The 23,986-nt window shown below is 66.5% G+C and carries 19 protein-coding genes; 4 read left to right on the top strand and 15 right to left on the bottom strand.

Going from position 1 to position 23,986, the window contains the following annotated elements; genetic code table 11:
• Nucleotides 1-3 precede the first annotated feature (3 nt).
• From ftsZ to mraZ, 13 genes are all read right to left on the bottom strand, one after another.
• Nucleotides 4-1,176, bottom strand: a complete 1,173-nt coding sequence (gene ftsZ / locus PCK14_RS02345) for a cell division protein FtsZ (protein ID WP_269936841.1) — start codon at nucleotides 1,174-1,176, stop codon at nucleotides 4-6.
• 283 nt (nucleotides 1,177-1,459) lie between these two features.
• Complete coding sequence (locus PCK14_RS02350; protein ID WP_269936842.1) at nucleotides 1,460-2,533, bottom strand: cell division protein FtsQ/DivIB; 1,074 nt, start codon at nucleotides 2,531-2,533, stop codon at nucleotides 1,460-1,462.
• Nucleotides 2,526-3,983 carry a UDP-N-acetylmuramate--L-alanine ligase gene (gene murC / locus PCK14_RS02355; RefSeq protein WP_269936981.1) on the bottom strand — a complete coding sequence of 486 codons (1,458 nt, stop codon included), beginning with the start codon at nucleotides 3,981-3,983 and terminating at the stop codon, nucleotides 2,526-2,528. The genes PCK14_RS02350 and murC overlap by 8 nt, the downstream gene beginning before the upstream one ends.
• A 5-nt stretch (nucleotides 3,984-3,988) precedes the next feature.
• Nucleotides 3,989-5,098 (bottom strand): undecaprenyldiphospho-muramoylpentapeptide beta-N-acetylglucosaminyltransferase, encoded by a 1,110-nt coding sequence (gene murG / locus PCK14_RS02360; RefSeq protein WP_269936843.1) that lies wholly within the window; start codon nucleotides 5,096-5,098, stop codon nucleotides 3,989-3,991.
• Nucleotides 5,095-6,354: a putative lipid II flippase FtsW gene (ftsW, locus tag PCK14_RS02365; protein ID WP_269936844.1), complete on the bottom strand. Its 1,260-nt coding sequence runs from the start codon at nucleotides 6,352-6,354 to the stop codon at nucleotides 5,095-5,097. The genes murG and ftsW overlap by 4 nt, the downstream gene beginning before the upstream one ends.
• Complete coding sequence (murD, locus tag PCK14_RS02370; protein ID WP_269936845.1) at nucleotides 6,354-7,907, bottom strand: UDP-N-acetylmuramoyl-L-alanine--D-glutamate ligase; 1,554 nt, start codon at nucleotides 7,905-7,907, stop codon at nucleotides 6,354-6,356. The genes ftsW and murD overlap by 1 nt, the downstream gene beginning before the upstream one ends.
• Complete coding sequence (gene mraY, locus PCK14_RS02375) at nucleotides 7,889-9,001, bottom strand: phospho-N-acetylmuramoyl-pentapeptide-transferase (protein ID WP_269936846.1); 1,113 nt, start codon at nucleotides 8,999-9,001, stop codon at nucleotides 7,889-7,891. The genes murD and mraY overlap by 19 nt, the downstream gene beginning before the upstream one ends.
• Nucleotides 8,998-10,506, bottom strand: a complete 1,509-nt coding sequence (locus PCK14_RS02380) for a UDP-N-acetylmuramoyl-tripeptide--D-alanyl-D-alanine ligase (RefSeq protein WP_269936847.1) — start codon at nucleotides 10,504-10,506, stop codon at nucleotides 8,998-9,000. The genes mraY and PCK14_RS02380 overlap by 4 nt, the downstream gene beginning before the upstream one ends.
• Nucleotides 10,499-12,157: a UDP-N-acetylmuramoyl-L-alanyl-D-glutamate--2,6-diaminopimelate ligase gene (locus PCK14_RS02385; RefSeq protein WP_442864653.1), complete on the bottom strand. Its 1,659-nt coding sequence runs from the start codon at nucleotides 12,155-12,157 to the stop codon at nucleotides 10,499-10,501. Before PCK14_RS02385 ends, PCK14_RS02380 begins: the two co-directional genes overlap by 8 nt.
• Before the next feature lie 53 nt (nucleotides 12,158-12,210).
• Nucleotides 12,211-14,064, bottom strand: coding sequence for a peptidoglycan D,D-transpeptidase FtsI family protein (locus PCK14_RS02390; protein ID WP_269936849.1), 1,854 nt, complete (start codon nucleotides 14,062-14,064; stop codon nucleotides 12,211-12,213).
• A gap of 67 nt (nucleotides 14,065-14,131) precedes the next feature.
• A complete protein-coding gene (locus PCK14_RS02395) occupies nucleotides 14,132-14,800 on the bottom strand; it encodes a hypothetical protein (RefSeq protein ID WP_269936850.1) in 669 nt (222 codons plus the stop codon).
• Nucleotides 14,797-15,795, bottom strand: coding sequence for a 16S rRNA (cytosine(1402)-N(4))-methyltransferase RsmH (gene rsmH, locus PCK14_RS02400; protein WP_269936851.1), 999 nt, complete (start codon nucleotides 15,793-15,795; stop codon nucleotides 14,797-14,799). The genes PCK14_RS02395 and rsmH overlap by 4 nt, the downstream gene beginning before the upstream one ends.
• Before the next feature lie 281 nt (nucleotides 15,796-16,076).
• Nucleotides 16,077-16,508, bottom strand: coding sequence for a division/cell wall cluster transcriptional repressor MraZ (mraZ, locus tag PCK14_RS02405; RefSeq protein ID WP_269936852.1), 432 nt, complete (start codon nucleotides 16,506-16,508; stop codon nucleotides 16,077-16,079).
• Nucleotides 16,509-16,996: 488 nt separating this feature from the next.
• Here mraZ and PCK14_RS02410 point away from each other — a divergent pair, with 488 nt between their 5' ends.
• The 3 genes from PCK14_RS02410 to PCK14_RS02420 are packed head-to-tail and all read left to right on the top strand — an operon-like array spanning nucleotide 16,997 to nucleotide 21,254.
• Nucleotides 16,997-17,575 carry a PadR family transcriptional regulator gene (locus PCK14_RS02410; protein WP_269936853.1) on the top strand — a complete coding sequence of 193 codons (579 nt, stop codon included), beginning with the start codon at nucleotides 16,997-16,999 and terminating at the stop codon, nucleotides 17,573-17,575.
• On the top strand, nucleotides 17,572-18,312 hold the full coding sequence (locus PCK14_RS02415) for an ABC transporter ATP-binding protein (protein ID WP_269936854.1): 741 nt from the start codon (nucleotides 17,572-17,574) through the stop codon (nucleotides 18,310-18,312). The genes PCK14_RS02410 and PCK14_RS02415 overlap by 4 nt, the downstream gene beginning before the upstream one ends.
• Nucleotides 18,309-21,254 (top strand): ABC transporter permease, encoded by a 2,946-nt coding sequence (locus PCK14_RS02420; protein ID WP_269936855.1) that lies wholly within the window; start codon nucleotides 18,309-18,311, stop codon nucleotides 21,252-21,254. Before PCK14_RS02415 ends, PCK14_RS02420 begins: the two co-directional genes overlap by 4 nt.
• Nucleotides 21,255-21,414: 160 nt before the next feature.
• On the opposite strand, the gene PCK14_RS02425 is transcribed toward PCK14_RS02420, so the two are convergent.
• Both PCK14_RS02425 and dinB read right to left on the bottom strand, forming a co-directional pair.
• The gene (locus PCK14_RS02425) at nucleotides 21,415-21,792 is read right to left on the bottom strand and encodes a DUF3040 domain-containing protein (protein ID WP_269936856.1); all 378 of its coding nucleotides are present in this window, start codon (nucleotides 21,790-21,792) and stop codon (nucleotides 21,415-21,417) included.
• 233 nt (nucleotides 21,793-22,025) lie between these two features.
• Nucleotides 22,026-23,183 carry a DNA polymerase IV gene (gene dinB, locus PCK14_RS02430; protein WP_269936982.1) on the bottom strand — a complete coding sequence of 386 codons (1,158 nt, stop codon included), beginning with the start codon at nucleotides 23,181-23,183 and terminating at the stop codon, nucleotides 22,026-22,028.
• Between the two features lie 188 nt (nucleotides 23,184-23,371).
• Here dinB and PCK14_RS02435 point away from each other — a divergent pair, with 188 nt between their 5' ends.
• Nucleotides 23,372-23,941: a hypothetical protein gene (locus PCK14_RS02435; protein WP_269936857.1), complete on the top strand. Its 570-nt coding sequence runs from the start codon at nucleotides 23,372-23,374 to the stop codon at nucleotides 23,939-23,941.
• Nucleotides 23,942-23,986: the final 45 nt, after the last annotated feature.

Genomic DNA, 23,986 nt, shown 5'->3' on the forward strand with positions numbered 1-23,986 from the left:
TGCTTACTTCAGGAAGTCGGGGACGTCCAGGTCATCGGCACGGTGGCCGGTGAGGTCGGGCTCCACGATGGCCGGAAGCTCAACGTCGAAGCCGCCGTCCGCCGGAACCTGGGAGCCGGAGTTCTGGCCCCACTGGTTCAGGTTGGTGACGGATGCCCCTGCGGGGACGGCTGCCGGTGCCGGGGGCACGGAGGCGGCTGCTGCCGGTTCAGGCGCGGACTGCTCGGACTCGGGGGCGTCGAAGCCTGCTGCAATGACCGTGACGCGGACCTCGTCGCCCAGGGCGTCGTCAATGACGGCACCGAAGATGATGTTGGCCTCGGGGTGGGCCACTTCCTGGACCAGGCGGGCAGCCTCGTTGATCTCGAACAGGCCCAGGTCGGAACCACCCTGAACGGACAGGAGGACGCCGTGGGCGCCGTCGATCGAGGCTTCCAGCAGCGGTGAGGCAATGGCCAGCTCGGCAGCCTTCACGGCACGGTCCTCGCCGCGGGCCGAACCGATGCCCATGAGTGCCGAGCCGGCACCCTGCATGACCGACTTGACGTCGGCAAAGTCCAGGTTGATCAGGCCGGGGGTGGTGATGAGGTCCGTGATGCCCTGGACGCCGGACAGCAGCACCTGGTCGGCGGAGCGGAAGGCATCCATGACAGAGACGTTGCGGTCGCTGATGGAGAGCAGGCGGTCGTTGGGGATGACGATGAGCGTGTCAACCTCGTCGCGCAACGCCTCGATGCCGGTGTCGGCGCTTGTGGCGCGGCGGCGGCCCTCGAAGGTGAAGGGGCGGGTGACCACGCCAATGGTCAGGGCGCCCAGGGTGCGGGCAATGCGGGCCACGACGGGCGCGCCGCCGGTGCCGGTGCCGCCACCCTCGCCGGCGGTAACGAAGACCATGTCGGCCCCGCGCAGGACCTCCTCGATCTCCTCTGCGTGGTCCTCGGCAGCCTGGCGTCCCACGTCGGGGTTGGCGCCGGCGCCGAGCCCGCGCGTCAATTCGCGGCCCACGTCGAGCTTGACGTCGGCGTCGCTCATCAACAGCGCCTGGGCGTCTGTGTTGATGGCGATGAATTCGACGCCGCGCAGACCCACGTCAATCATGCGGTTCACTGCATTTACGCCGCCGCCGCCGATGCCGACGACTTTGATGACTGCCAAGTAATTCTGGGGTGCTGCCACGTTACGTGTCCCTTGCTCGTGTGTTGCTTCCAAGATCAAAAACTTTTTCCAGCTGTGCTGCCAAAATGACCGCCCCGCTTCATGGTGCCGGCGTCGATCCTGGAACAACCCTGAAGTGGTGCTTGAAACTTTGTAGCTTAACCTTCAACTTGAAGGTTATAGTTATGTCAACCAACTCTTGTCAGTGACGCTATGGTGCATCGGTGCCGCATGCAATTACCGCTGCCGCGTGTCGCGGCAATCCCGTAATAAATATCGCTGTTTTCCCCAGTGTGCCACCGTATCACCGAGTGACGGGGTGCCGCGGCGCACTGACGTCGAACACCTGTGCGGGGACCGGTACCGGCTTGCCGGGCTCGGGCGTGGGCGGCGGCGCATTGAGCAGGGCCTGGAGCACCTGGGCCTTGAGCTCCATGTCGCTGGCATTGCCCCAGATGACGCTCCGGCCGTCTTCCAGCTTGAGTTCGACGGCGTCGGGAGACTTGGCCGTGGCATTCGCCAGCTGCGCCAGGATGGCCTGCGGCAGGTTGGCCAACACGGCTGTCATGGCCACGAAGGTGTCCTGCCCAATGGCAGCCTTGCCACCGTCGATCAGCGGCAGCGCAACAGAGGCCGGATCCGCCGTGGATCCCAGTTGAACCCCGTCAGGGTCCACCAGCAGGTATTCCCCGCCGTTCTTGAGCAGGGCCACCGGGACGCGCTCCACAAGGTGGACCACAAGGGTCGACGGCGGCCGCGCCTCGATGCGCGCACCCTTGACCTGGATGACAGGTTCCAGCAGCGAGCTGACCTGCGCGCCTGTCACCTGCGGCAGCGGCTTGCCCATGACGGGGGCCAGCGCCTTGTTCAGGGTCTCAGGTGCCACGAGCTTGTTGCCCTCAAACACCACCGTCTTGACGGCCAGGGCCGGGGAAAAGAGAGCCACCGCCATGACAATCGCCAGCACGGCGGCCACGCCGGCCGCCGCCAGCAGCACGGTGCGCCTGCGGCGCTTGAATTCGGGCATGGGGAAGGCCAGCACCTGGGCGCCGACATCGGGACTGTTTTTTGCCGCCCCGGATTCCGGAACGCCTGCCTTCTTGCCGGCCGGCAACTTCCAGCGCGGCGCCTTGGACTCCTTGGGCTCCTTGGACTTGGCTTCCTTGGGCGCCTTGGCTTCCTTGGCCTTGGGCACGGCCGGGCCGGGGTCGCCGACGGGGACCACTGACACCTTTGAGCTGGTGGCAAGCACGGCGCCCGCCGGCTCCCCGGCCGGCACTGCCCCGGGTTCCACGGCGTCGGGCTCCGCCTTTGTCCCGGCGGGCGCGGCCGTGCCCGGCCGTGTCCTGATGACGCGCGGCCGGCGCGGCTCAGCCATGGGTGCCGCCTGTCGCGGGGGCGCCTGTCTGCAGCGCGGCGACAAGTGCCGGCCCGAAGTCGGTGACGTCCCCTGCACCGACGGTGAGCACGATGTCGCCCCGCTGGGCGAGGGCGGCCAGGCGCTGCACGGCGGCGGCGCTGTCCGGGGCGTAGCCGAACGGCTTGTTCAGGGCCCTGGTGATGAGTTCGCTCGTGACGCCGGGGACCGGGTCTTCGCGGGCCGGGTAGATGTCCAGCACGGCGACGGTGTCCGCGAGGTCCAGGGCCTGGGCAAATTCGTCGGCAAACTCGGCCGTGCGGGAAAACAGGTGCGGCTGGAACAAGACGTGGACCTTGTGAGTCCCGGCCACGGTGCGCGCAGCCTTTAGCGCTGCGGTGACTTCTGTGGGGTGGTGCGCGTAGTCGTCGTAGACGGCAACGCCCCTGCCCTCCCCCTTGGCCTCGAAGCGGCGGGCGGCGCCGCTGAAGGTGCCAAGGCCGGCCAGGGCGGCGTCGACGTCCACGCCCAGCGCCACGGCAACTCCGATGGCGGCGGCGGCATTGCTGAGGTTGTGGTTGCCGGGGACCGCCAGCTTCAGTTCACGCTGCACGTCCACCTCCCCCGGGACCAGGCCGGCCCGCAGCACAAGGCCTGCGGTGGTGTGCAGCCCGTCGTTGGTGCCGGGCAGGAGCCGGATGTCGGCCCCTTCCGCAAAACCGTACAGCAGGCACCGGGTGCCTGCCGCGGCGGCCTGGGCTGCCAGGGCGGCCGATCCGGCGTCGTCGGCGCAGGCCACGAGCGTGCCGTCCGCCGGCAGCAGCGCGGCAAACTTTTCAAAGGCGGCGAACACGGCCTCTGCTGTGCCGTAGTGGTCCAGGTGGTCGGCCTCGAGGTTGGTCACCACGGCCACCCCGGGCCGGTAGTTCAGGAAGGAGGCGTCAGATTCGTCGGCCTCGGCCACGAAGACGCCGGCCGATCCGTGGCCGGCATTGACGCCCAGGCCCTGGACGGTGCCGCCCACGGCGAAGGAGGCATCCACGCCGGCCGCCTTGAGCATCACCGTGACCATGGAGGTGGTGGTGGTCTTGCCGTGCGTTCCGGCCACGGCAACCACGGTGTCCGTGGACATGGCCGCGGCCAGTGCCTGGGAGCGGTGCAGCACGCGCAGGCCCGCCGCGCGGGCGGCGGCAAGCTCGGGGTTGCTTTCGCGGATTGCGGTGGAGACAACCACTGTGTTGGCGCCGGCCACATTGGCGGCCTGTTGGCCGATGTGCACCGTGGCGCCGAGTGCGCCCAGCTGGGCCAGCTCGGCGGAGTCCCTGGCGTCCGAGCCGCTCACGGGAACCCCCTGCCCCAGCATGATGCGGGCAATGGCCGACATCCCGGCGCCGCCCATGCCGATGAAGTGCACGTGCCCCAGTTCGGCCAGGGTGGGTGGCAGGTACGGTTCGGGGCGCTGGGTGTCCATGGCGTTCACTTGCTTCCTGCTTCCAAAACCATCTCGGCCATGCTCTCGGCGGCGTCACGGATGCCGTGGTCTGCGGCCGCTGCGCCCATCCGGGCCAGGCGGGGTGCGTCCTGGCACAGCGGCACCAGGTTTTGCTCTATCCAGGCGGAGTCGAGCGAGGCGTCAGGCACGAGCAGTGCGGCGTCGGCGGCAACGAGCTCGGCGGCATTGCGGGCTTGCTCGCCATTGCCGACCGGCAGCGGCACAAACACGGCGGGAAGTCCCACTGCGGCCACCTCCGACACCGTTCCGGCGCCCGAGCGGCACAACAGCAGGTCGGCGGCGGCGTAGACGTCCTCCATGGCGTCCACATACTCCACCTGCCGGTACAGGGGCCCGGCCAGTGGCTGCCCGCCGGGGCCTTCGACGGTTTTGCCCTTGCCGGTGATGTGCAGGGTCTGGATGCCGGCGGCGGCCAGCGCTGCAACGGCCCCGGCCACGGCCTTGTTCAGGCGCAGTGCGCCGAGTGAGCCGCCTGTGACGATCAGGGTGGGGCGCTCCGCCTCCAGCCCGAGCCGTTCCCGTGCACCGGCGCGTGCGGCAGCGCGGTCCAGGGTGGCAACGGCACGGCGCATGGGCATGCCGACCAGGCGGGCGTTGCGGATTTTCGTGGCGGCAAAGGCCGTGCCCACGTGGTGCGAGTAGCGGGCACCGACCTTGTTGGCCAGGCCGGCCTTGGTGTTGGCTTCGTGGATGACAATGGGCACGCCGAGTGACTTTGCGGCCAGGTACATGGGGGTGCAGACGTAGCCGCCCACGCCCACCAGGGCGTCGGCCTTGGCGTCGAGCAAGATGCCCTTGGCATCGGCCACTGCGCGGCGCATGCGGGAGGGCAGCTTGAGCAGGTCCGCAGATGGGCGCCGGGGCAGCGGGATGCGGTCGATCAGCACCAGCTTGTGGCCCGCGGCGGGGACCAGCGTGGTTTCCAGCCCGTCCTTGGTGCCAATGGCGGTGATGGCGGCTTCCGGGACGCGGTCCAGGACGGCCGCGGCTATGGCCAGCAGGGGGCTCACGTGCCCGGCCGAGCCGCCGCCGGCAAGGACCACCGAGAGGGGCTTGTTTTGGTTCTGCGTCATGAAGTCTTCAGGGCTTTCTCTGGCTCAGTGCGGGAAAAGGAAAGGACAACCCCCAAGGCGGCAAGCACCATGATCAACGAGGTTCCACCGTAGGAAATGAGGGGCAGCGGCACGCCAATGACCGGCAGGAGGCCCACCACCACGGCAATGTTCACCACTGCCTGGCCGATGATCCAGGTCAGGATCATGCCGCACACGATGCGGGAAAAGGGGTCGTTGCGCGAGTTGATGATGCGGAAGATCGCGTAGGCCAAAATGGCGTAGAGCCCCAGAATCACCACGGTGCCCATCAGGCCAAACTCCTCGCCGATGATGGCGAAGATAAAGTCGTTGTGCGCCTCGGGAATCCAGTTCCATTTCTGCCGGCTCTGCCCCAGGCCCACGCCAAACCAGCCGCCGGAGGCCAGCGCGTACATGCCGTTGAGGTACTGGTCGCAGGAGCCGGGGACGCTGCAGTCGCCCAGCCAGCTGGTGATGCGGCTGGTTCGGTTGTCGCTCATGGCCGAAAAAATGTAGGCGACAAGCACGCCGGCGCCCAGGGCCATGGCCAGGAAGCGCTTGGGGACGCTGGCAAAAACCAGGCCCGCCAGGACCATGATGCCCACAATGATGGCGGTGCCAAGGTCGTGTCCGAGAAGGATGAGTGCCAGGATGAGCGCCGCACCGATGCCGACGGGGACAACCACGTGCACGAGTTTGCGCACCAGCCTGCCCTTGGCGGCCAGCACGGCGCCCATCCACACGGCGAGGGCCAGCTTGGCGGTCTCCGAGGGCTGGAACTGGACGCCGCCCAGGGCCAGCCAGTTCTTGTTGCCCTGCACATCCACGCCGAGGGACGTGAGGGTCAGCGCAAGCAGCAGCACGGCGAGGCCGTAGAGGAACGGTGCAATCTTCTTCCAGAACGCCGGGGAGAAGCAGGAGAGCACAAACATCAGGACAAGCCCGATCCCGGCGAAGACTGATTCCTTCAGGAACAGCCCGTAGGGATCCTGTCCCTCGGAAATGGTCTCCGCCGTGGAGGCCGAAAGCACCGTCATGCGCCCGATCAGGGTCAGTGCCACGGCCGTGCCGATGATCCAGTAGTAGGAGGCCGTGGGGCGCCCCACCCTGGCGTAAAACCAGTCGCGCTGCTTCTGGAATGCGCGCCGGCGGCCGGGCGTGGCCGCTTCGGGCGCCGTCGTGGCAGCTTCCACACTTGACTTGGCGGGCGCCTTCCTGGCGGTGGCGCGTCCTGGCTGTGTGGGTGTCCTGGCCACTATGACTCCTTGTTGGCGCTTGCCCGCGATTGAAGCAATTCCCGGACCGCGTCAATGAATGCCTGGCCGCGGTGGGCGTAGGAGACGAATTGGTCCATGGAGGCCGACGCCGGTGCCATCAGCACGGTGTCGCCGTCGCCTGCCAGCGATGCCGCCACCGCGACGGCCTCGGCCATGACGGCGTCCCCGCGCAGTGCAGCTGCGTCCGTGTGCCGGCCACCCTGGGCCCGGGTGGCAACCACCTGGACGCCGGGTGCGTGCCGGGCCAGTGACCCTGCCAGCGCCGAGCTGTCGGCACCGATGAGCACCACTGCCTTGAGCCGGGCCGCATGCTCGCGGACCAGGTCGTCGTAGTCGACGCCCTTGGACAGGCCGCCGGCAATCCAAATGACTGGCTTGAAGGAGGCCAGGGAGGCGGAGGCGGCGTGCGGGTTGGTAGCCTTGGAGTCGTTGACCCAAAGCACGCCCTCGGAGGTGGCGACGGGCTGGATGCGGTGCTCGCCGTTGTTGAAGTCCTGCAGGCCTTTGCGGACATCTGCCGGGGTGAGGCCGCAGGCACGCACAAGTGCGGCTGCCGCGGCGGCGTTGGCCACGAGGTGCCGGGGCACCAGGTCGCCAATGTCGCTCAGGCTTGCCAGCTCGGCGGCGGAGTCCTTGCGGCCGGCAATGAAGGCGCGGTCCACCAGGAGGCCCTCGACCACGCCGACCATGCTGATGGCGGGCATGCCAGTGGTGAATCCAACGGCGCGGCAGCCCTCCTGCACATCCGCTTCTTCAACCATGCGCTCGGTCTCGATCTGCTCTGCGTTGTAGATGCAGGCAATTTCGGTGTTGGCGTAGATCTTGGCCTTGTCGGCGGCGTACGCCTCAAAGCTGCCGTGCCAGTCCACGTGGTCCTCGGCGAGGTTCAGGCAGACGCTGGCGGCGGGGGCCAGGGATTCGCTGAAGTGCAGCTGGAAGGTGGAGAGCTCGACGGCCAGGAAGTCCCAGCCCTCGGGGTCGCGCACGGCGTCCAGGATGGGGGTGCCAATGTTTCCGGCGGCGATGGCGCGCAGGCCGGCGGCCTGCAGCATTGACTCGACCATTGTGGTGGTTGTGGTCTTGCCGTTGGTGCCGGTGATGGTGATCCAGCGGGCCGTCTTGCGCCCTTCCCTGGTGCGCACGCGCCAGGCCAGCTCCACATCGCCCCAGATGGGGATGCCGGCTTCCGCGGCTGCTGCCAGCAGGGGGTGGCTTGGCTTCAGGCCCGGGCTGGTCACCACGAGTTCGGCGGCTTCGCCGTTGACCAGTGGCAGCACCGAGGAGGAATCCTGGCCGAGGATCACCTGGGCGACCCCCACGATCTTGAGGGTGTCGGCGTTGGCCCGGGCTTCATCGTCGTCCGAGGCGGCGACAACCACCACCTGGGCACCGAGCTCGGCCAGGGTGTCGGCCACGGAGAAGCCGGTGCGGCCGATCCCGGTGACCACAACACGCAGGCCCTTCCAGTCGGCGTCCCAGCTGGTGAGGGAGTCGAGGCGGTTTTCGGCTTGGCTCACAGTCTTACAATCCATTCAGCGTAGAAGGCGCCCAGGCCCACGGCGACCATGAGGCCGGCGAGGATCCAGAACCGCACCACAACCGTCACCTCACGCCAGCCCTTGAGTTCAAAGTGGTGCTGCAGCGGAGCCATGAGGAACACGCGCTTGCCCTTGGACAGCTTGAAGAAGCCCACCTGGATGATGACGGAGCAGGAGATGAGCACGAACAGGCCACCGATGATGGGCAGCAGCAGCTCGGTGCGGGAGAGGATGGCGAAGCCGGCAATGGCGCCGCCGATCGCGAGGGAGCCGGTGTCCCCCATGAAGATCTTGGCCGGTGAGGTGTTCCACCACAGGAAGCCAATGAGTGCGGCAAACATGATGACGGCCAGCAGCGACAGGTCCAGCGGGTCGCGGACCTGGTAGCAGACGCCGGCGGAGGGGAACTTGCGGGAGCCGCAGGCCTGGCTGCTCTGCCAGAGGCCAATGAGCGTGTAGGCGCCGAAGACCAGGATGGCGGCGCCCGTGGCGAGCCCGTCCAGGCCGTCGGTGAGGTTCACGCCGTTGGTGGCTGCCGTGATGATCAGGTTGGACCAGATGACAAACAAGACCACGCCCAGGCCCGCCCCGGCGAATGCCAGGTTCAGGGCCGGGATGTCGCGGGCGAAGGAGATGAAGGTGCTGGCCGGGGTGAGTCCGGTGCTGTCGGGGAAGCCCAGGGCCATGACGCCGAAGGAGATGCCAACCACGGCCTGGCCGATGAGCTTGCCCTTGGGGTTCAGGCCCGTGTTGTGCTGCTTGGTGATCTTCAGGAAGTCGTCAAGGAAGCCAACCAGGCCCATGCCCACCATGAGGTAGATCATGAGCAGGCCCGAGGCCGTGGGGCCACCGGAACTGGGGTTGATGAGCCACACGATCAGGTGCGTGATGAAGTAGGCGGCCACCACGGCGCCGACCACCACGGTGCCGCCCATGGTGGGGGTGCCGCGCTTGATCTGGTGCGTGGTGGGGCCGTCCTCGCGGATGATCTGGCCGTATCCCTGCTTCACGAGGAAGCGGATGAACAACGGGGTGCCGATCATGGCAAAGGCCAGGGCCAAGCCTGCTCCTATGAGCAATGCAATCATGGCTGGGCAGTCCTTTCACCTGAGGCAATTTCAGTGGTTTCGAGGGGGTCGTTCCCCGTTTGCAATGCTATCTGATCGCCCAGGAACCGCAGTCCGGCGCCGTTGGACGATTTGAACAAGACTATGTCGCCGGGGGCCAGTTCCGCGGCCAACACCGCGCGGGCGGCCTCCGCGTCGGGCACGAACATTGATTCGTCCCCCCAGGATCCCTCCATGACCGCTCCGACGTGCATGGCGCGGGCACCGGCCCCCACCACGATCAGGCGGGAGATGTTCAGCCGGACGGCCACGCGGCCCACGGCGTCGTGCTCGAGAACCGATCCTTCGCCGAGTTCCAGCATCTCCCCCAGCACGGCCCAGGTCCGGCGGCCGCCGGATCCCAGCTCGGCCAGGGTCCTCAGCGCTGCGCGCATGGATTCGGGGTTGGCGTTGTAGGCGTCGTTGACAACTGTCACGCCGTCGCTGCGGTCGGTGCGCTCCATCCGGTGGCGGCTCACGGCGTGCTGTTCGTTCAGGGACGCGGCAATGTGTGCGGCCGGGGCGCCAAGGGCGTGGGCGGCGGAGGCGGCGGCCAGCAGGTTGGTCACGTGGTGCAGGCCCAGGAGCTTGCTGCGCACCGCCACGGCGTCCGTGCCGCCGGGCAAGACGAGGTCGAACTCGGGCTGGCCGTCGGCGTTGGTCACCACATTGCGTGCGTGGACAAACTGCGCGGGCGCGCCGTCGGCGAGTTCCGCCGCATCGGCGCTGCTGAAGAATGTCACAGGGGCGCCGGAGCGGCCGGACATGGCGCGGACACGGCTGTCGTCGTAGTTCAGGATGGCCCGGCCGGCCGGCGACAGCGCCTGGACCAGTTCGCCCTTGGCGGCGGCAATGTTGTCAATGGAACCGAACTCACCTGCATGGGCGCTGCCCACGCACAGCACCACGCCCAGGTCAGGGTTGACCATGCCGGCTAGGTAGCTGATCTGGCCCACCTTCGTGGCACCCATCTCAATGATGAGGTAGCGGGTCTGGAGGTCGGCACGGAAAACTGTCAGCGGCACGCCGACCTCGCCGTTGTAGGAACCAACAGGGGCCACGGTGGGGCCAAGCGGCGACAGGATGCCGGCCAACAGGTCCTTCGTGGTGGTCTTGCCGGCGGAGCCGGTGATGCCGATGACGGACAGGGGCGAGTGTGCCCGGATGCGGCGCACCACCTCGGCCGCCAGCGTACCCATGGCGAGCACGGCATCGGCGACGACGACGGCCGGGAAGGGTGTGCCGGCGTCGTCCGCCGCCACCTCCCGCTCGGCCAAGGTCAGCACGGCGCCGGCGGCAAATGCCGCGGCGGTGAAGTCGTGCCCGTCGGCCACTTCGCCGGCCTTGGCCACATAGGTGCCGCCAGCGGTGATCTCGCGCGAATCCGTGGCAACCAGGGCCACATCAATGCGCAGTTCGGGGTCGGTGCCGGCGCTCAGGGTGCCGTTGGTCAGTAAAGCAAGCTGGGCCGCAGAAATTTCAATCATTAGATGAGGACTCTATCGTGGATGCCTTGGACAGCGGGAATCCGCGGGCGGCAAGCGCCTGCCGCAGTTCAACCCTGTCGTCGAGGGAAAGGTTGACGCCCTTGACCTCCTGGAACACTTCATGGCCGCGCCCGGCGACCAGGATCACGTCCGCGGGGGCCGCCAGTTCCACGGCGCGGGCAATGGCATCGGCACGCAAACCGCACTCCTGCACCACCCGGCCCAGGCCCAGGCGTTCGTTGGCTTCCAGGGCACCGGCCAGCACGCCGGCACGGATGGTGGCGGGGTCCTCGTCGTGCGGGTCGTCGTCCGTGACAATGACCACGTCGGCGCCCTCGACGGCCACGGCGCCCATGATGGGCCGCTTGGTGGCGTCCCGCTCCCCCGTGGCACCGAAGACCACAATGGTGCGGGCGCCGGCGGTTGCGGGGCGGACGGCCTCGAGGGCACGGGCCAGGGCGTCGGGGTTGTGTGCAAAGTCGACCACGGCCACCGGCGCGGTGCCCACCAGCTGCATGCGGCCGGGAACCTCCACGGTGAAGGGGTCGTGGCGGTCCAGGGCTTCCTGCAGGCGGGCCAGCACGGCGTCCTGGCTGGCCCCCGGGGCGCGCAGCTGCGCGGTTGTGACCATGAGCAGCGCAAGGGCGGCGTTGGAGACGTTGAAGCCGCCAGGCAGTCCGGTGTGGGCGCGCAAGGCGGCCCCGCCGGGGCCCGCCAGGATGAACCGGGAGCCGATGCCGTCGCGTTCGATGCCGTGCACGTGCCAGTCCGCGGCCGCGCCACCCTGCCCGGCGGGCTGCGTGGACAATGTCACGAGCGGGACGGTGGAGGCTGCAGCCATGCGGCGGCCCCAGTCGTCGTCAACTGTGACAACGGCGCTGTGGGCATGGGCAGGGGTGAACAGTGCCGCCTTCGTCTGGAAGTACCCCTCCATGCCGCCGTGCAGGTCCAGGTGGTCCTGGGTCAGGTTGGTGAACCCGGCCACGTCAAAGCGCACCGAGTCGACCCGGCCGAACGCGAGTGCGTGGGAGGAAACCTCCATGGAGGCCGCGTCCAGGCCGCGCTCGGCCATGACGGCCAGCAGGGCGTGGACATCTGTGGATTCCGGCGTGGTGAGCTTGCTGGGGATGGCTTCGCTGCCGGCCAGGATCTCAATGGTGCCGATGAGCCCGGTACCCTTGCCCAGGGCCTGCAGCAGCGAGTTCAGGAAGTAGGTGGTGGTGGTCTTGCCATTGGTGCCGGTGACGCCGAACAGCTCCAGGCCGGGTGCGCCCCCGTAGACGGCGGCCGCCATCGCGCCGGTGACGGCCCGGGCGTCCGCAACCGTGAGCACCGGCACGGACGCGCCTGCGCCGACAAGGCCGGCACCGGCGTCGTCGGTCAGGACGGCCACGGCACCGGCGGCCACGGCGGCGGCGGCAAACGCGGCGCCGTGGACCCGGGCGCCGGGCAGGGCGATGTAGAGGTCGCCCGGCAGAATGGAGCGTGAGTCCAGGCTGACGCCGCGCACCTGCAGGGCTTGCGTGCCTTCCGGTTCCGGCCAGCTGTGCCCGGCCGGGACGGAGACGGCTGCCCCGGCGAGGCCGGCCAGCCGGGCCAGGGGCGTCCCGCCGTGGTGGCGGGGGCGCAGCGGTGCGGGCGGGTTGTTCAGGGGCACGTGCTTTGAATCCTTGTCGTTGGCGTGTTGCTGCCCGCTTGGGGCGCTCACTTGTAAAACTTCGGCGGCATGACGGGCGGGGTGGTTGACGGCGGAACGTCGTAGCTGCGCAGCACCTGCCCCATCACCTGATTAAAGGTATACCCCTGGGTGACGCCATAGATGTCGCCCTGGGGGCGCTGGACGGTAATGCCCACCACATACTCGGGGTCCTCCATGGGGGCCATGCCGATGAACGAGGCCGTGTAGCCCTGGAACCCCACGCCGTTGTCGGCAGGGGCCTCGGACGTTCCTGTCTTGCCGCCGGTGCGGTAGCCGGGGATGCCGACCACCTTGTAGTCGGTCATGGTGACAACGCCCTCAAGCATGTCCCGGGCGTCCTTCGCCGTTGCGGGGCTGAGCACCTTCACGCCGGGGGCCTTGGCCGGGGTCTCCACGGTGCCGTCGGCGTGCGTAAAGGAATCGATGACAGTGGGCTTGAGCCGGACGCCATTGTTGGCCACGGTCTGGAAGATTTGTGAGGTCTGCAGCGGCGTCTGGGCCACGCCCTGGCCGAACAGCACTGTGTACTGTTGGCGGCCGTCCCAGTTGCGCCAGTCGGCCAGGATGCCCGGGCTTTCGCCGGGCAGCTCGATGCCTGTCTTCTCGCCAACGCCAAACTTGCGCATGTAGTCGTAGCGCTGCTGCGGGGTGAGCTTGGAGCCGGCCATGACGGTGCCTGTGTTCATGGAGTCGGCAATGATGCCGGCCAGGGTGCGCTTTTCCGTGCCGTGCACAAAGGCGTCGGAGAATGTCTGCCCGTCAATGGTCAGGGTGGGCGGCACTAGGTACTGGCTCATGGGGGTGGCCAGCCCTTCCTCCACGAGGGCCGAAGCGGTCATGATCTTGCTCGTGGAACCGGGCTCCACGACCGAGCTGACGGTGCGCGAACCAATGTTCTTGGGGTCCGAGGCGGCCACGTTGTTGGGGTCGTAGGAGTCGCTGTCCGCGAGGGCGATGACCTTGCCGGTCTTGACCTGCGTGACGGTGATGCTGACCCACTCGGCACTGTACTGCTGCTTCTGCTGCTGCGCTGCCTGCTGGGCGTAGTACTGGATGTCCTGGTCGATGGTGAGTTGGACCGTCTGGCCGTCCACGGCGGGTTCCGTGCGCACGGGTGCCGTGGGGATGATGATGCCGTTCTTGCCGGCCTGGTAGGTGCGCTTGCCGTCAGTTCCGGTCAGCCGGTCATTCATGGTCTGCTCAATGCCGGCCAGGGGCTTGCCCTCGGCATCGACGAAGCCGACGATGGGCCCGCCCACGGCGCCCATGGGGTAGACGCGCTTGGTCACGGCCTCGGAGTAGATGCCCGGGATGCCGAGGGCGGCAACTTCCTTCTCCACGAGGGGGCTGACGTCCTGGGTGATGTAGTTGAAGGTCTTGTCGCCCGTGGCGGCCTTCTTGACGTCGGCGAACTTCAGCCCCAGGACGTCCGCGAGTTGTTGCAGGCCCTCGTCCTGGGTGTACTTGAGGATCTTGTAGGTGCCGGTGGCCGGGTCAATCTCTGCCTTTCCGGTTTCCGGGTCCACCACGTAGTGGTCGTACTCGGGGTACTCGGCAAAGTTCACCTGGGAGACGGTGATGTTGTAGCGGATGATGCTCTCGGCCAGGACCTTGCCCTTGGAGTCGATGATCTTCCCGCGCAGGGCCGGCAGTGTCTGCACCACCGTGCGCTGGTTTTCGGCCGCCTGGGCCATGTTGCCCACATCCAGGCCTTGGACCATGACCAGCCGCCCGCCAATGACCAGCAGGAACGCCATCATCAGCGCGAAGCCGATACGCATCCGGCCCCGGCCAAGCTTGTTCAGTTCTTGCCCAGCACCCTGTGCTGGCCTGGCGGGATTTTGTGCCACTGGCGCCATTCCTTGCGTTATTGCGTGTGGGACAGCCGGTGCTGCTGCCCCATGGTGGAGTCTTGTGCCTTAAACCCTAGCTGTCCTTCTCGGCCGGGGCCGGGATGCTGCCGCCGTGGAGTTCCGGTGCCTTTTCGGCTGCGGGTGCCGGTGCGGCGGCAGGCTTGGCCTTCTCGTCCGCCTCGGCCTGGGCGGCCGGGCTGAGGGGCTGCTGCACTGCCTGGGGCGCTTCGGCGGCGGGGGCAGGCTGGGGCTTGTCCACGAGGGCCGGAGGAATGATGACCAGGCCCTTGGTGCCGGCAGCAGCGGGCTGCGGGGCACCGCTGACTTTTTGGGTGCGGACGTCAATCTGGCCCGTGGTGCCGGCCGGCACCATGCCCAGTGCCACGGCGCGGGCCACGAGCTCCTGCGGGGCCTGCTTGGCGGCAATTTCCTGCTCCAGGGCCTGGTTGGCCTTGAAGAGGTCCGTCTGCTGGTTCTTCAGACCCACAAGTTCGTACTGTCCCTTGGAGACCGAGATGCTCATGACCAGGACCACGGACAGCGCGGCGAGCACCACCATGAACAGGATCACCACCAGCTGGGAGCTGCTGCGCCGCGGGGTGGAAACAACCAGGGCGAGCGGCGTCCGTGCCTTCTTGGGCGCAGCCGCCGGCTGGACGCCCGGCTCGGCAAGCGGCACATTCAGGGCACGGGCTGTATTGCCGATGGTCACCGGAATGGTGCGTGCTGCTTGCTGGCTCATAGTGCACTCCTGTCCCTGATCTTTTCCACTGCCCGGAGCCGCGCGGATGCGGCCCTGGAATTCTCTGCGATTTCTTCCGCCGTGGGGATTTCGGTCCCCTTGGTGAGGCGCTTGAGCGTTGCCTTGTGCTCCTCAAGCTCCACGGGGAAGCCTGCGGGGGCCGATGACCTGGCTCCTGCCGCGAACACGGCCTTGACGATCTTGTCCTCGAGCGAGTGGTACGACATGACCACTGCCCGCCCATGCAGGACCAGGGCGTCGACGGCGGCCGGAACGGCCCGCTCCAGGACGCTCAGTTCCTCGTTGACTTCAATGCGCAGCGCCTGGAAGGTGCGCTTGGCCGGGTGGCCTCCGGTCCGGGCAGCGCCGGCCGGAACCACGTTGCGGATGATGTCCACGAGTTCGCCGGTGTGGGTCAGCGGGGCCTTGTCGCGGGCCGCCACAATGTGGTTGGCGATGCGGCCGGCAAATTTCTCCTCGCCCCACTTGCGGATGATCCGCACGAGCTCTTCCTCGGAGTAGTTGTTGACCACGTCGGCGGCTGTCTGGCCGCGGCTGGTGTCCATGCGCATGTCCAGGGGGGCATCGAAGGAGTAGGCGAAGCCACGCTCGCGCTCGTCCAGCTGCAGCGAGGAGACGCCCAGGTCCATGAGGATGCCGTCGATGCCGGGGATGCCGAGGTCTGCCAGGACGTCGGCGATCTCGTCATACACGGCGTGGACTAGGTCCGTGCGGTTGCTGAAGGGGGCCAGCCGCTCGCCTGCAAGGCCAAGTGCCTCGGTGTCGCGGTCGATGCCGATCAGGTGCAGGTCTGGGTAGCGCTGCAGCATGGCTTCACTGTGGCCGCCCATGCCCAGCGTCGCGTCGATGACCACGGGGGTGCGCCCCGCGGCACGGGCCGCGTCGAAGGCGGGGGCCAGGAGATTGATGCAGCGGTCTTTTAGAACAGGAGTGTGGCGTTCGGACGTTGGTGGCGTGGGGGTTTCCGACGTCATCACGACTCCGTTTCTCTTCGGTCAAAACCGGGAGGGGAAATCCAATCCCCAATGGCAATGCAAATGCGGCTGTATATAGAGGTATAGCTGTGGTGCGTGTTGCGCTGGCTCCCGACTCTGCCTGTCGCGTCGTTGCGGCAGGGTTTCTTGAACCAGATCCCCCTCCGCGCCAAGCCAAGCCGTGCCTGGCTCCGGGGAAGGTGAGCCAGGAAAAGCCTTGCTGGGCGGCTGGAGATCTCATTCAAGACCACCGGTTGCTGTGTTGGGTTGCGAGTTTTTGCCTAGGCAATTCCCGGAATGGCCGTCTCGTCGGTTGCTGAGAAGGCCGTTTCCTTTGCTGCCAGGTAGTCGTGCCAGGCGGTGGCATCCCAGATCTCTGCCCGGCTGCCGGCGCCAATGACCACCAGTTCCTTCGTGAGACCTGCGTACTGCCTCAGGGTGGCCGGAATGGTCACCCTGCCCTGCTTGTCCGGCACCTCGTCGGAGGCCCCGGAAAGGAAGATTCGAATGTAGTCCCTGGCCGCCATGTTGGACAGCGGTGCATCCTGCATCTGGGCCAGGACTTTTTCGAATTCCCTTGCACTGAAGACATAAATGCAGTTTTCCTGCCCCTTGGTCAGGACAAGTCCGCTGGCCAGTTCCTCCCGGAACTTGGCAGGAAGGATGATCCGGCCCTTCTCATCAAGGCGCGGGGAGTGTGTTCCGAGAAACAACCGCCACCGCCTTTATGGTCGAGACCTGTGAGCAACCAACCCATTCTGCTCTTACGCGCTCCACATTACTCCACAATCCTCCACCGTCAACTTCATTGCAGTGCGTGTTGGGGGTGTGTTGCGGCCAGCTTCCGCGACATTCCGGGGCCGGCGCCCGGTGGTGGGTGGTGGAGGGAAAAATCAACCCGGGCGGCACCATGGCACGCACGGACCGGCCAAGGCGCCGGAAAGGGGCAGTTTTTGGCCAAAGGGGGGCCGCGGTGGTGGGAAGTGGAGGAATCGGGGGTGCCTGCGGTGGTGCGAAGTGGAGGGACCGGGGGTGCCTGCGGTGGTGGGAAGTGGAGGAATGTGCCGTGAGCCATCGCGGGACCACAAAACAAATGTGCGTCACAATTTGATAGTTACTGAGTAATGGTTACGGTGTAACCATTACTCAGTAACTGCTGCTGGGTTTTCGAAAAGACCGGATCGCCTAGAGGAGTCACACCATGTCCGTGAAACACGCCCTGCTCGCCCTCCTTTCGTGGAAGCCCTCCACCATGTACCAATTGCGGAAAGACTTCGATGCCTCCACGGGTGAAACCTGGCCGTTGAACATAGGTCAGGTCTCCACAACGCTGCAGCGACTCGAGCGCGACGGCCTCGTGGAACTCGAGGCGGCCCCGGCTGGCGAGCCAGAGCCCTGGCGACTGACGGACAGAGGCCGCTTGGAAGTGCACGCTTGGTGGAACAGCCCCGTCCCGCGAGAGACACCGGGACGCGATGAGCTCGTGATCAAGCTAGCCCTCGCCGTGACGGTGCCAGGTGTCGATATTGCAGATTTGGTGCAACGCCAGCGCTCGGCAACTCTGAGGGTCCTGCATGACATCACGAAGGCTCGCCGCGGTGTGGATGAGGCGGACATTGCGGTGCGTTTGGTGCTGGACAACCACATCTTCACCACCGAGGCCGAATTGCGCTGGCTCGACGACGTTGAAGAGACACTGGTACGCACCAAGGCCACGGTACCGGTTCAGACGGAAACCAAGACACCTGCCATGAAGGCAGCAGCACGGAGCAAGCGATGATCCGGGAAAGCCAGATCGGCACCGCTGTTCTTGAACTGCGCCATGCTTCGAGGCTCCATGGTGAAGGGGAGCGTCAGGTTCAGGCACTAGCCGACGCCAACATCGCCATTGAGCCCGGGGAATTCGTCGCCATCATGGGGCCATCCGGCTCCGGCAAGTCCACGCTCCTGCACCTGGCGGGCGGACTCGACATCCCAACCTCAGGCCAGGTCTTGGTGGAAGGCACAGACCTTGCCACGCTCAGCATTGCCCAATGCGCCGTCATCCGGCGACGTTCCGTGGGGTATGTCTTCCAAGATTTCAACCTGCTGCCGGCACTGACAGCAGCCGAGAACGTGGCCTTCCCGCTCGAACTCGATGGCTGGTCCCGGAGGAAGGCGCGGGAAGAAGCACTTGCCCGGCTTGCCGAAACCGGTGTGGCCGAGTTGGCTGACCGGCGTCCGGAGAGCATGTCTGGTGGCCAGGCCCAGCGGGTCGCGATTGCCCGTGCCCTGGTGGGGCCACGCCGGTTGCTGCTGGCTGATGAGCCCACCGGTGCACTGGATTCCACCACGGGAACAGCCATCTTGCAGGTACTCCGCGACCGCGCGGACAACGGCGCTGCTGTGCTGATGGTGACGCATGAGGCCCGTTTCGCAGCCTGGACTGATCGCACACTGTTCCTGCGCGACGGCCGGGTCATTGATCAGTCGGGGCCCTCGGATCCGTCCATGCTGCTTGCCCGGGAGAGCCGATGACCGCGCTGGACACGCTGGAGAAAGCCTCTGCTCTGAACCACCGAAGCAGCCGCTTCGCTCGATGGATCAATCCGTGGTTTGCTGTGCTGCGCCTTGCCAAATACGACGCCGTGCGGCACCGCGCAAGGACCATCTTGGCTGTTTTGCTGGTCGCCTTGCCCATTGCGGCACTGGTCGGCGGGACGGTCTTGACTCAATCCGCAGTGCCCAGCCGCGAGCTTGCCTTGGCTGGCATCCCTAACGGTGTGCAAGCGGAAGTTACAGCAACCGCTGTCAGTCAAACAGGCCCGCCCTTCGCCCAGATTCCAGAAGGCGCGCCAGGCCCGTGGATGGACGATACCAGCCAGGTTCCCTCAGCTTTGGCGGAATTGGCAGCGGTCCTTCCGGCAGGAAACCGGCTCCAGCAATACTGGAACTCACCTCAACTGCTGATCACCAATGGTCTTGATCTCAAGGCCGGGGACGAGGCCAAGGCCGGAGCAGGCGTTGTTGAGTCCGTGGATCTTGCCTCCATCACCACGGCCACGTTGAAGGAAGCAGCCGCAGAAACGCTGCCTTTCCTGCTGCCGACGCTGATTTCCGGTACGGCGCCGACAGACACCTCAGACATTGTGGTCACCTCCGCTCTGGCCAATCAGCTGGGCATCTCAGAAGGGGATGTCATCGCCGCTGTGGCCGCGCCCTTCAACGGAACGATGGGCACGGATGGCAGGATCGGGGAAGCAGTACAGGACTCCCAACGCGGATACCGGGTCTCCGGCGTCGTGGACAGCGAGGAATCTCAAGCTTGGGCACTTCTGGGTTGGATCTCCGCCATGGCCACTCAGAGCCCGGCTGGCGTGGACGGCCACTGGCTTGTCGTGGGCAGCGAACCCGTGACATGGGAACAAGCCAAAGAGCTCAACCAACTTCAGGCCTTCGCCGTCTCACGCCATGTGCTGGAAAACTACCCGTCAGCCGAGGAACTGTACCCCGTCCCCGTGAATCCCGTGGCGGTGCTGGGCCGCATCGCCGCTCTTGCCGTGACAGGAATAGTCGGCACCATGCTGGTTTTGTTCCTCGTCACCCCTGCCTTCGCAGTCTCCACCGAGCAATCCCGGCGCATGCTGGGCCTGGCAGCGGCCACGGGAGCAACGCCGCGCGACATGAAGAGAATCGTCACGGCCCAGGGTCTCGTAGTCGGTATGGCCGGTGGCATCCTGGGCGCCGTTCTGGGGTCAGTTGCCGGGATCATTGCCCGCGCGGCCGCTGAGGACGGGCCCACCCAATTTCCCTGGTGGATTCTGCCGCTGGGTGTGGCCATCGCCGTAGTGCTCGGTGCTATCGCGACTTGTGTCCCTGCCCGCACCGCCTCGCGCATGGCACCGGTCGATGCGCTCAAGGACCGCCCCACCACGCCGCAGAAAAGCCCCCAAAGTCCTGTTCGACGCCGGATGGCCGGTTTCACCGGTCCACTGCTGTTGCTCGCCGGGGTGGCTTGTGCGGTGTTGTCACTGACCTTGCCACTACCCGAGATCGTTATCTCTGCGGAAAACTCTGGCCGCACGGGCCGGGGCGGCATAGTGGTGATGCTCGTGGTGTTGGGGCTGCTGCTGGTGGTGGCCGGAGTGCTGCTCAGCCTGAAATCGCTGGTGGCTTTGACTGGCAGGCTCTCCGGGCGGATGCCGATGCTGCCCCGGCTTGCCCTGCGGGACGCGGTGGACCACAGCTCCAGGTTCCTGCCTGCCGCAGCGGGAATCCTCGTGTCCGTCATGGCCGCATCCTTCCTGGCTGTGACGATCGGTTCACTGGTAGCTAATGAACATGACAAGTCCGGCTCAATGGTTGCCGGCAGCAGCTTTGTTGTGGGGCCCAACGTTCCGGTCTCCGCCAACTTTGACCGGCTGGTCATTGACAGCACCATTGCCACGCTGGGTAAGTCGTTTCCGGTTACAGCACACCATCCCATCTTCACAACTCCCAGTGACGGCCCACTGTACCTGGCAGCGATCATGCCCGAAGACCGGTCCTGCCCGGACGGATTGGCCCCTGATACGGCGTCGGCGGTTAACATAGGCGCACCATTGAACTGTGTAGGGGATGGTACGGAATTCAGGCCAGGTCTCGGCCTTGCTTGGTGGGGTGGCACTGAGGTTTTCATCATAAACGCCGACGCGCTGCGTTCCTCAGGGCGCCCCGGTGCTGAAGAGGCTGCCAAAGTGCTTGAGGCCGGAGGCGCCGTCGTCAACAACGCGGCAATGCTCTCCCAACAGGGAACCGTGCGGATTGCCACCTCAACCAACCGCTTTCCTGATACGAAAAATGCCCAGGACATTGCGGTGGTGCCCGGCGCCTTCATGCGGGGATTCACCCCCTACCTCACCATCTCCCCTGAGACTGCGGCATCCCTAGGCATAGAAGATCCTGGGTATGTGGGAGAGTTCGTAGTGGCTGCGGAAGGAACAACGCCGGGTGGTCTTGCCCAGGCCTCGGCGCTGATCAGGGCCGACAACAACTTGGTGATGGTGGGTCGCGAGACCTTCCCGTACCCGTGGGGAGACATGGGGATGCTGATTCCGCTGGCCCTTCTGGCAGCGTTGGCGGTGGCTGCAGCCACCATCTCCATCCTGCTTGCTCGGACACAATCAGTGCGTGATGCCGCAACCATGCACGCTGTGGGTGCCACCCCACGCTTCCTGCGCCGGTACACACTGGTCCAGGCCGGTGTGGTGCTCGGCGCCGGCGTGCCACTGGGTGCGCTCACCGGCGTGGGGCTCGGCGCATTCCTCATCGCATGGAATCGCAGAACCGGCGGTGCGGCTGGAGGCGGGGCATGGCTTGAGACTGTGCCGCTGTGGAGCGTTCAAGGTGGGCTGGTTGTGGCAGTGGTTGCCGCCGGTCTTCTCACAGCGTTCATCATTGGACGCCCGCCCAAGGCGATATCGCGCAGGTCGATCGACTAACGCTCAACGGGCAGACCATTGCCTCAGGGTCTGGGCAGGTTTCCCAGCCCCTGAGGCAATGGACCATGCCAAAAACAGAAGAAGGGCCCCATCGGGGCCCTTCTGCCTTGCTGCCTATTGGCGCGCGCAAGCTGCGCGCCATGCCTGTGGGGAATTGCGCCTATTGTTCCCGGCGCCGTTCCTCCCACTTTTCCTCAAGCCCGTTCATGAAGCCGCTCTTTTGCTTCGTGTGGCCCTTGGCCCCCGGCGCGGTGCCGTCCTGCGGCTGCGCACCGAACTTGGGCTTCGCAATGGCAATGTAGACACCGCCGCCCATGACCAGGAATCCGAGGATTCCCAAGGGGATGACTTGCAGCGCCACGCCGCCGAGCAGTACCAGCAGGCCAGTGATCATGACCAGCACGCCGATGACAATGTTGCGTGTGGACATGGAGCGTGCGGGCGCCGACGACAAGGCGTTGGCAAACTTGGGATCTTCCGCATGCAGCTGCTGTTCCAGCTGGTCCAGCAGTCTCTGCTCGTGCTCAGAGAGGGGCATGACGACCTCCTTCAGGTCAGGGCCGTGGCGTCTGCACTCATTAACGCCTTTGCCTGCCCAATGGTTCCCCGAGAGCCTGGCCGGGAGGGTATTAATCCCGGCGGCCGACGAGCGCCAATGAGTCGCAAAGTCATCATTGAGTTAACTCCTACCACTAACAATAGGCGGGATTTCCCCGAACTGAAACCCGGACCCGCAACCCTGTTGAAAGGCCCGTAATGCGGGCCCCGCAGCTACCCGGGAGGGGGCGGTTTGAGCAGCCGTGCGGGGACAATTTTGGCACTGCCAAACCGGGCGGCAATGGCGTCCCCCACGAGCTCGGCGTTGCGGGAATTGCCGTCCCGCGGGTCCAGCGTGAACTGCAGCGGTGCGCGGTCCGTGGACTCCAGCCGTTCCATGCGCACGCCAATGAGCCGCACCGCCTGGGGCCGGTTGCCGAGCGAGTGCAGCAGGGCCACGGCGCCGGCGTAGATCTGGGCCGCACTGTCCGTGCCGGCACTCAGCCCCTTGGACCGGGAGACGGTGGTGAAGTCGGCGTACTTGATCTTCAGGGCCAGCGTGTGGCCGCCCATGCCCGAGGCCCGCAGCCGACCGGCAACCCGGTGCGAGAGGCGCAGCAGTTCCCGGGTGAGGATGTCGTCGTCGTGCGTGTCGACGGCGAATGTCTCCTCCGCGCCGATGCTTTTCTCCTGGTGTTCGGGCGTGACGGCGCGCGGGTCAATCCCCCACGACAATGCGTACAGCGACGCGCCCGTGCTGCCGAGCGCCTTTTGCAGCACGGCCTGCGGCGTGGCGGCAACGTCGGACACGGTGAAGATGCCCAGTCGTGCCAGCACCTCCCGGGTCTTGGCTCCCACGCCCCACAGCGCCTCGACGGGCAGCGTGTGCAGGTACTCCACTGTGCGCTCCTTTTCGATCAGGAGCATGCCGTTGGGCTTGCAACGGGTGGAGGCCACCTTGGCCACGAACTTGCTGGCCGCAATGCCCACCGACGCCGTGATCCCCACCTCGGCCAATATGCGGGCCCGGATGAGCGCCCCTATCTCCAGCGGCGTGCCAAGCCTCCGCAACGATCCGCTGATGTCCAGAAAGGCCTCGTCAACACTGAGCTGCTCAACAGTGTCGGTGATGGAGTGAAACACGGCCATGACCTGCCCGGAGACTTCCTGGTACACGCCGTGCCGCGGCTCAATGACGACGGCGGTGGGGCACATCCGCAGTGCCGTGGACATGGGCATGGCCGAGCGCACGCCCACGGCCCGCGCCTCATAGGAGGCCGACAGCACCACGGAGCGCCCCGCGGGATGGCCCACGATGATCATCTTCCCGGCCAGTTCGGGGCGGGAGCGCAGTTCCACCGAGACAAAAAATGCGTCCATGTCCACGTGCATCACTGTGCAGCCGCGCTGGTCCGGCGCGGCCCGCGGCCCTTGTTCCACATTCACCCTCCAAGTCTAGTGAGGCGCGGCGCGGGAGGGTGCGTGGTGAGTTGCGCAACAGGCTCCGGTGCGCGCGGGCCGGTCATGGGTAAACTGGTCAAGATGTCACCGCACCGGCACCGGCAGCTAAGGAATCAGCAATGACAAACTCCACTTCCCGCCCCGGGCTTCGGGCCGCCTTGACGCGCAGGGGCCTGATGGCCGCCTCGGCAAGCGCCGCCGTCGTGCTCCTGGCCGCCTGCTCCGGCACCCCGGGCGACGGCGCATCCACCGCCGCCACCACGACCGCACCCGCGACGGCAGTTTCCAGCGCGTCCGCCGCGCCGAGCGCCTCCCCCACAGCCGGCACGGGCACGCCCACAGCCGAGTCCGCGATCAAGGAACTCGTTGCAGGCTTCCCGGCCACGGCCGTTCCGCTCATGAAGGGCGCCGAGATCCAGGCCACGAGCATTGCTCATGCCGGCCCCGTGTCCACGGCCTCCATGACGGCGACCATCACCGACACGTCGGCAAACGTCCTGGCCCACTACACCAAGGTCTTCACCGACCAGGGCTTTGCGGCCCAGCCCGGGGACTCCGTGGACGGCGTGCCCCTGAAGACGTTTGTGCGCACGGGCGGCCAGGAAATCGCCACCGTCTCTGTGGTGCAGACCGGCTCCACAGCCACGTTCACCATTGGGGCCACGCTGCTGCAGGCCTCCTTCAAGTAGCAACATCCCCCGCGCCTGCCGCGGACAGGCACCTCCCAGAGCAAG

Origin of the sequence: Arthrobacter sp. HY1533, from assembly GCF_027568515.1 — a bacterium.
Classification (GTDB): domain Bacteria; phylum Actinomycetota; class Actinomycetes; order Actinomycetales; family Micrococcaceae; genus Specibacter.

Coding starts and splice junctions, on each gene's coding strand:
- PCK14_RS02350 (WP_269936842.1), bottom strand. CDS start 2,533: ATGGCTGAGCCGCGCCGGCCGCGCGTCATCAGGACACGGCCGGGCACG.
- murC (WP_269936981.1), bottom strand. CDS start 3,983: ATGGACACCCAGCGCCCCGAACCGTACCTGCCACCCACCCTGGCCGAA.
- murG (WP_269936843.1), bottom strand. CDS start 5,098: ATGACGCAGAACCAAAACAAGCCCCTCTCGGTGGTCCTTGCCGGCGGC.
- murD (WP_269936845.1), bottom strand. CDS start 7,907: ATGGATTGTAAGACTGTGAGCCAAGCCGAAAACCGCCTCGACTCCCTC.
- mraY (WP_269936846.1), bottom strand. CDS start 9,001: ATGATTGCATTGCTCATAGGAGCAGGCTTGGCCCTGGCCTTTGCCATG.
- PCK14_RS02380 (WP_269936847.1), bottom strand. CDS start 10,506: ATGATTGAAATTTCTGCGGCCCAGCTTGCTTTACTGACCAACGGCACC.
- PCK14_RS02390 (WP_269936849.1), bottom strand. CDS start 14,064: ATGGCGCCAGTGGCACAAAATCCCGCCAGGCCAGCACAGGGTGCTGGG.
- PCK14_RS02395 (WP_269936850.1), bottom strand. CDS start 14,800: ATGAGCCAGCAAGCAGCACGCACCATTCCGGTGACCATCGGCAATACA.
- rsmH (WP_269936851.1), bottom strand. CDS start 15,795: ATGACGTCGGAAACCCCCACGCCACCAACGTCCGAACGCCACACTCCT.
- PCK14_RS02410 (WP_269936853.1), top strand. CDS start 16,997: ATGTCCGTGAAACACGCCCTGCTCGCCCTCCTTTCGTGGAAGCCCTCC.
- PCK14_RS02415 (WP_269936854.1), top strand. CDS start 17,572: ATGATCCGGGAAAGCCAGATCGGCACCGCTGTTCTTGAACTGCGCCAT.
- PCK14_RS02420 (WP_269936855.1), top strand. CDS start 18,309: ATGACCGCGCTGGACACGCTGGAGAAAGCCTCTGCTCTGAACCACCGA.
- PCK14_RS02425 (WP_269936856.1), bottom strand. CDS start 21,792: ATGCCCCTCTCTGAGCACGAGCAGAGACTGCTGGACCAGCTGGAACAG.
- dinB (WP_269936982.1), bottom strand. CDS start 23,183: ATGCACGTGGACATGGACGCATTTTTTGTCTCGGTGGAACTGCGCTCC.
- PCK14_RS02435 (WP_269936857.1), top strand. CDS start 23,372: ATGACAAACTCCACTTCCCGCCCCGGGCTTCGGGCCGCCTTGACGCGC.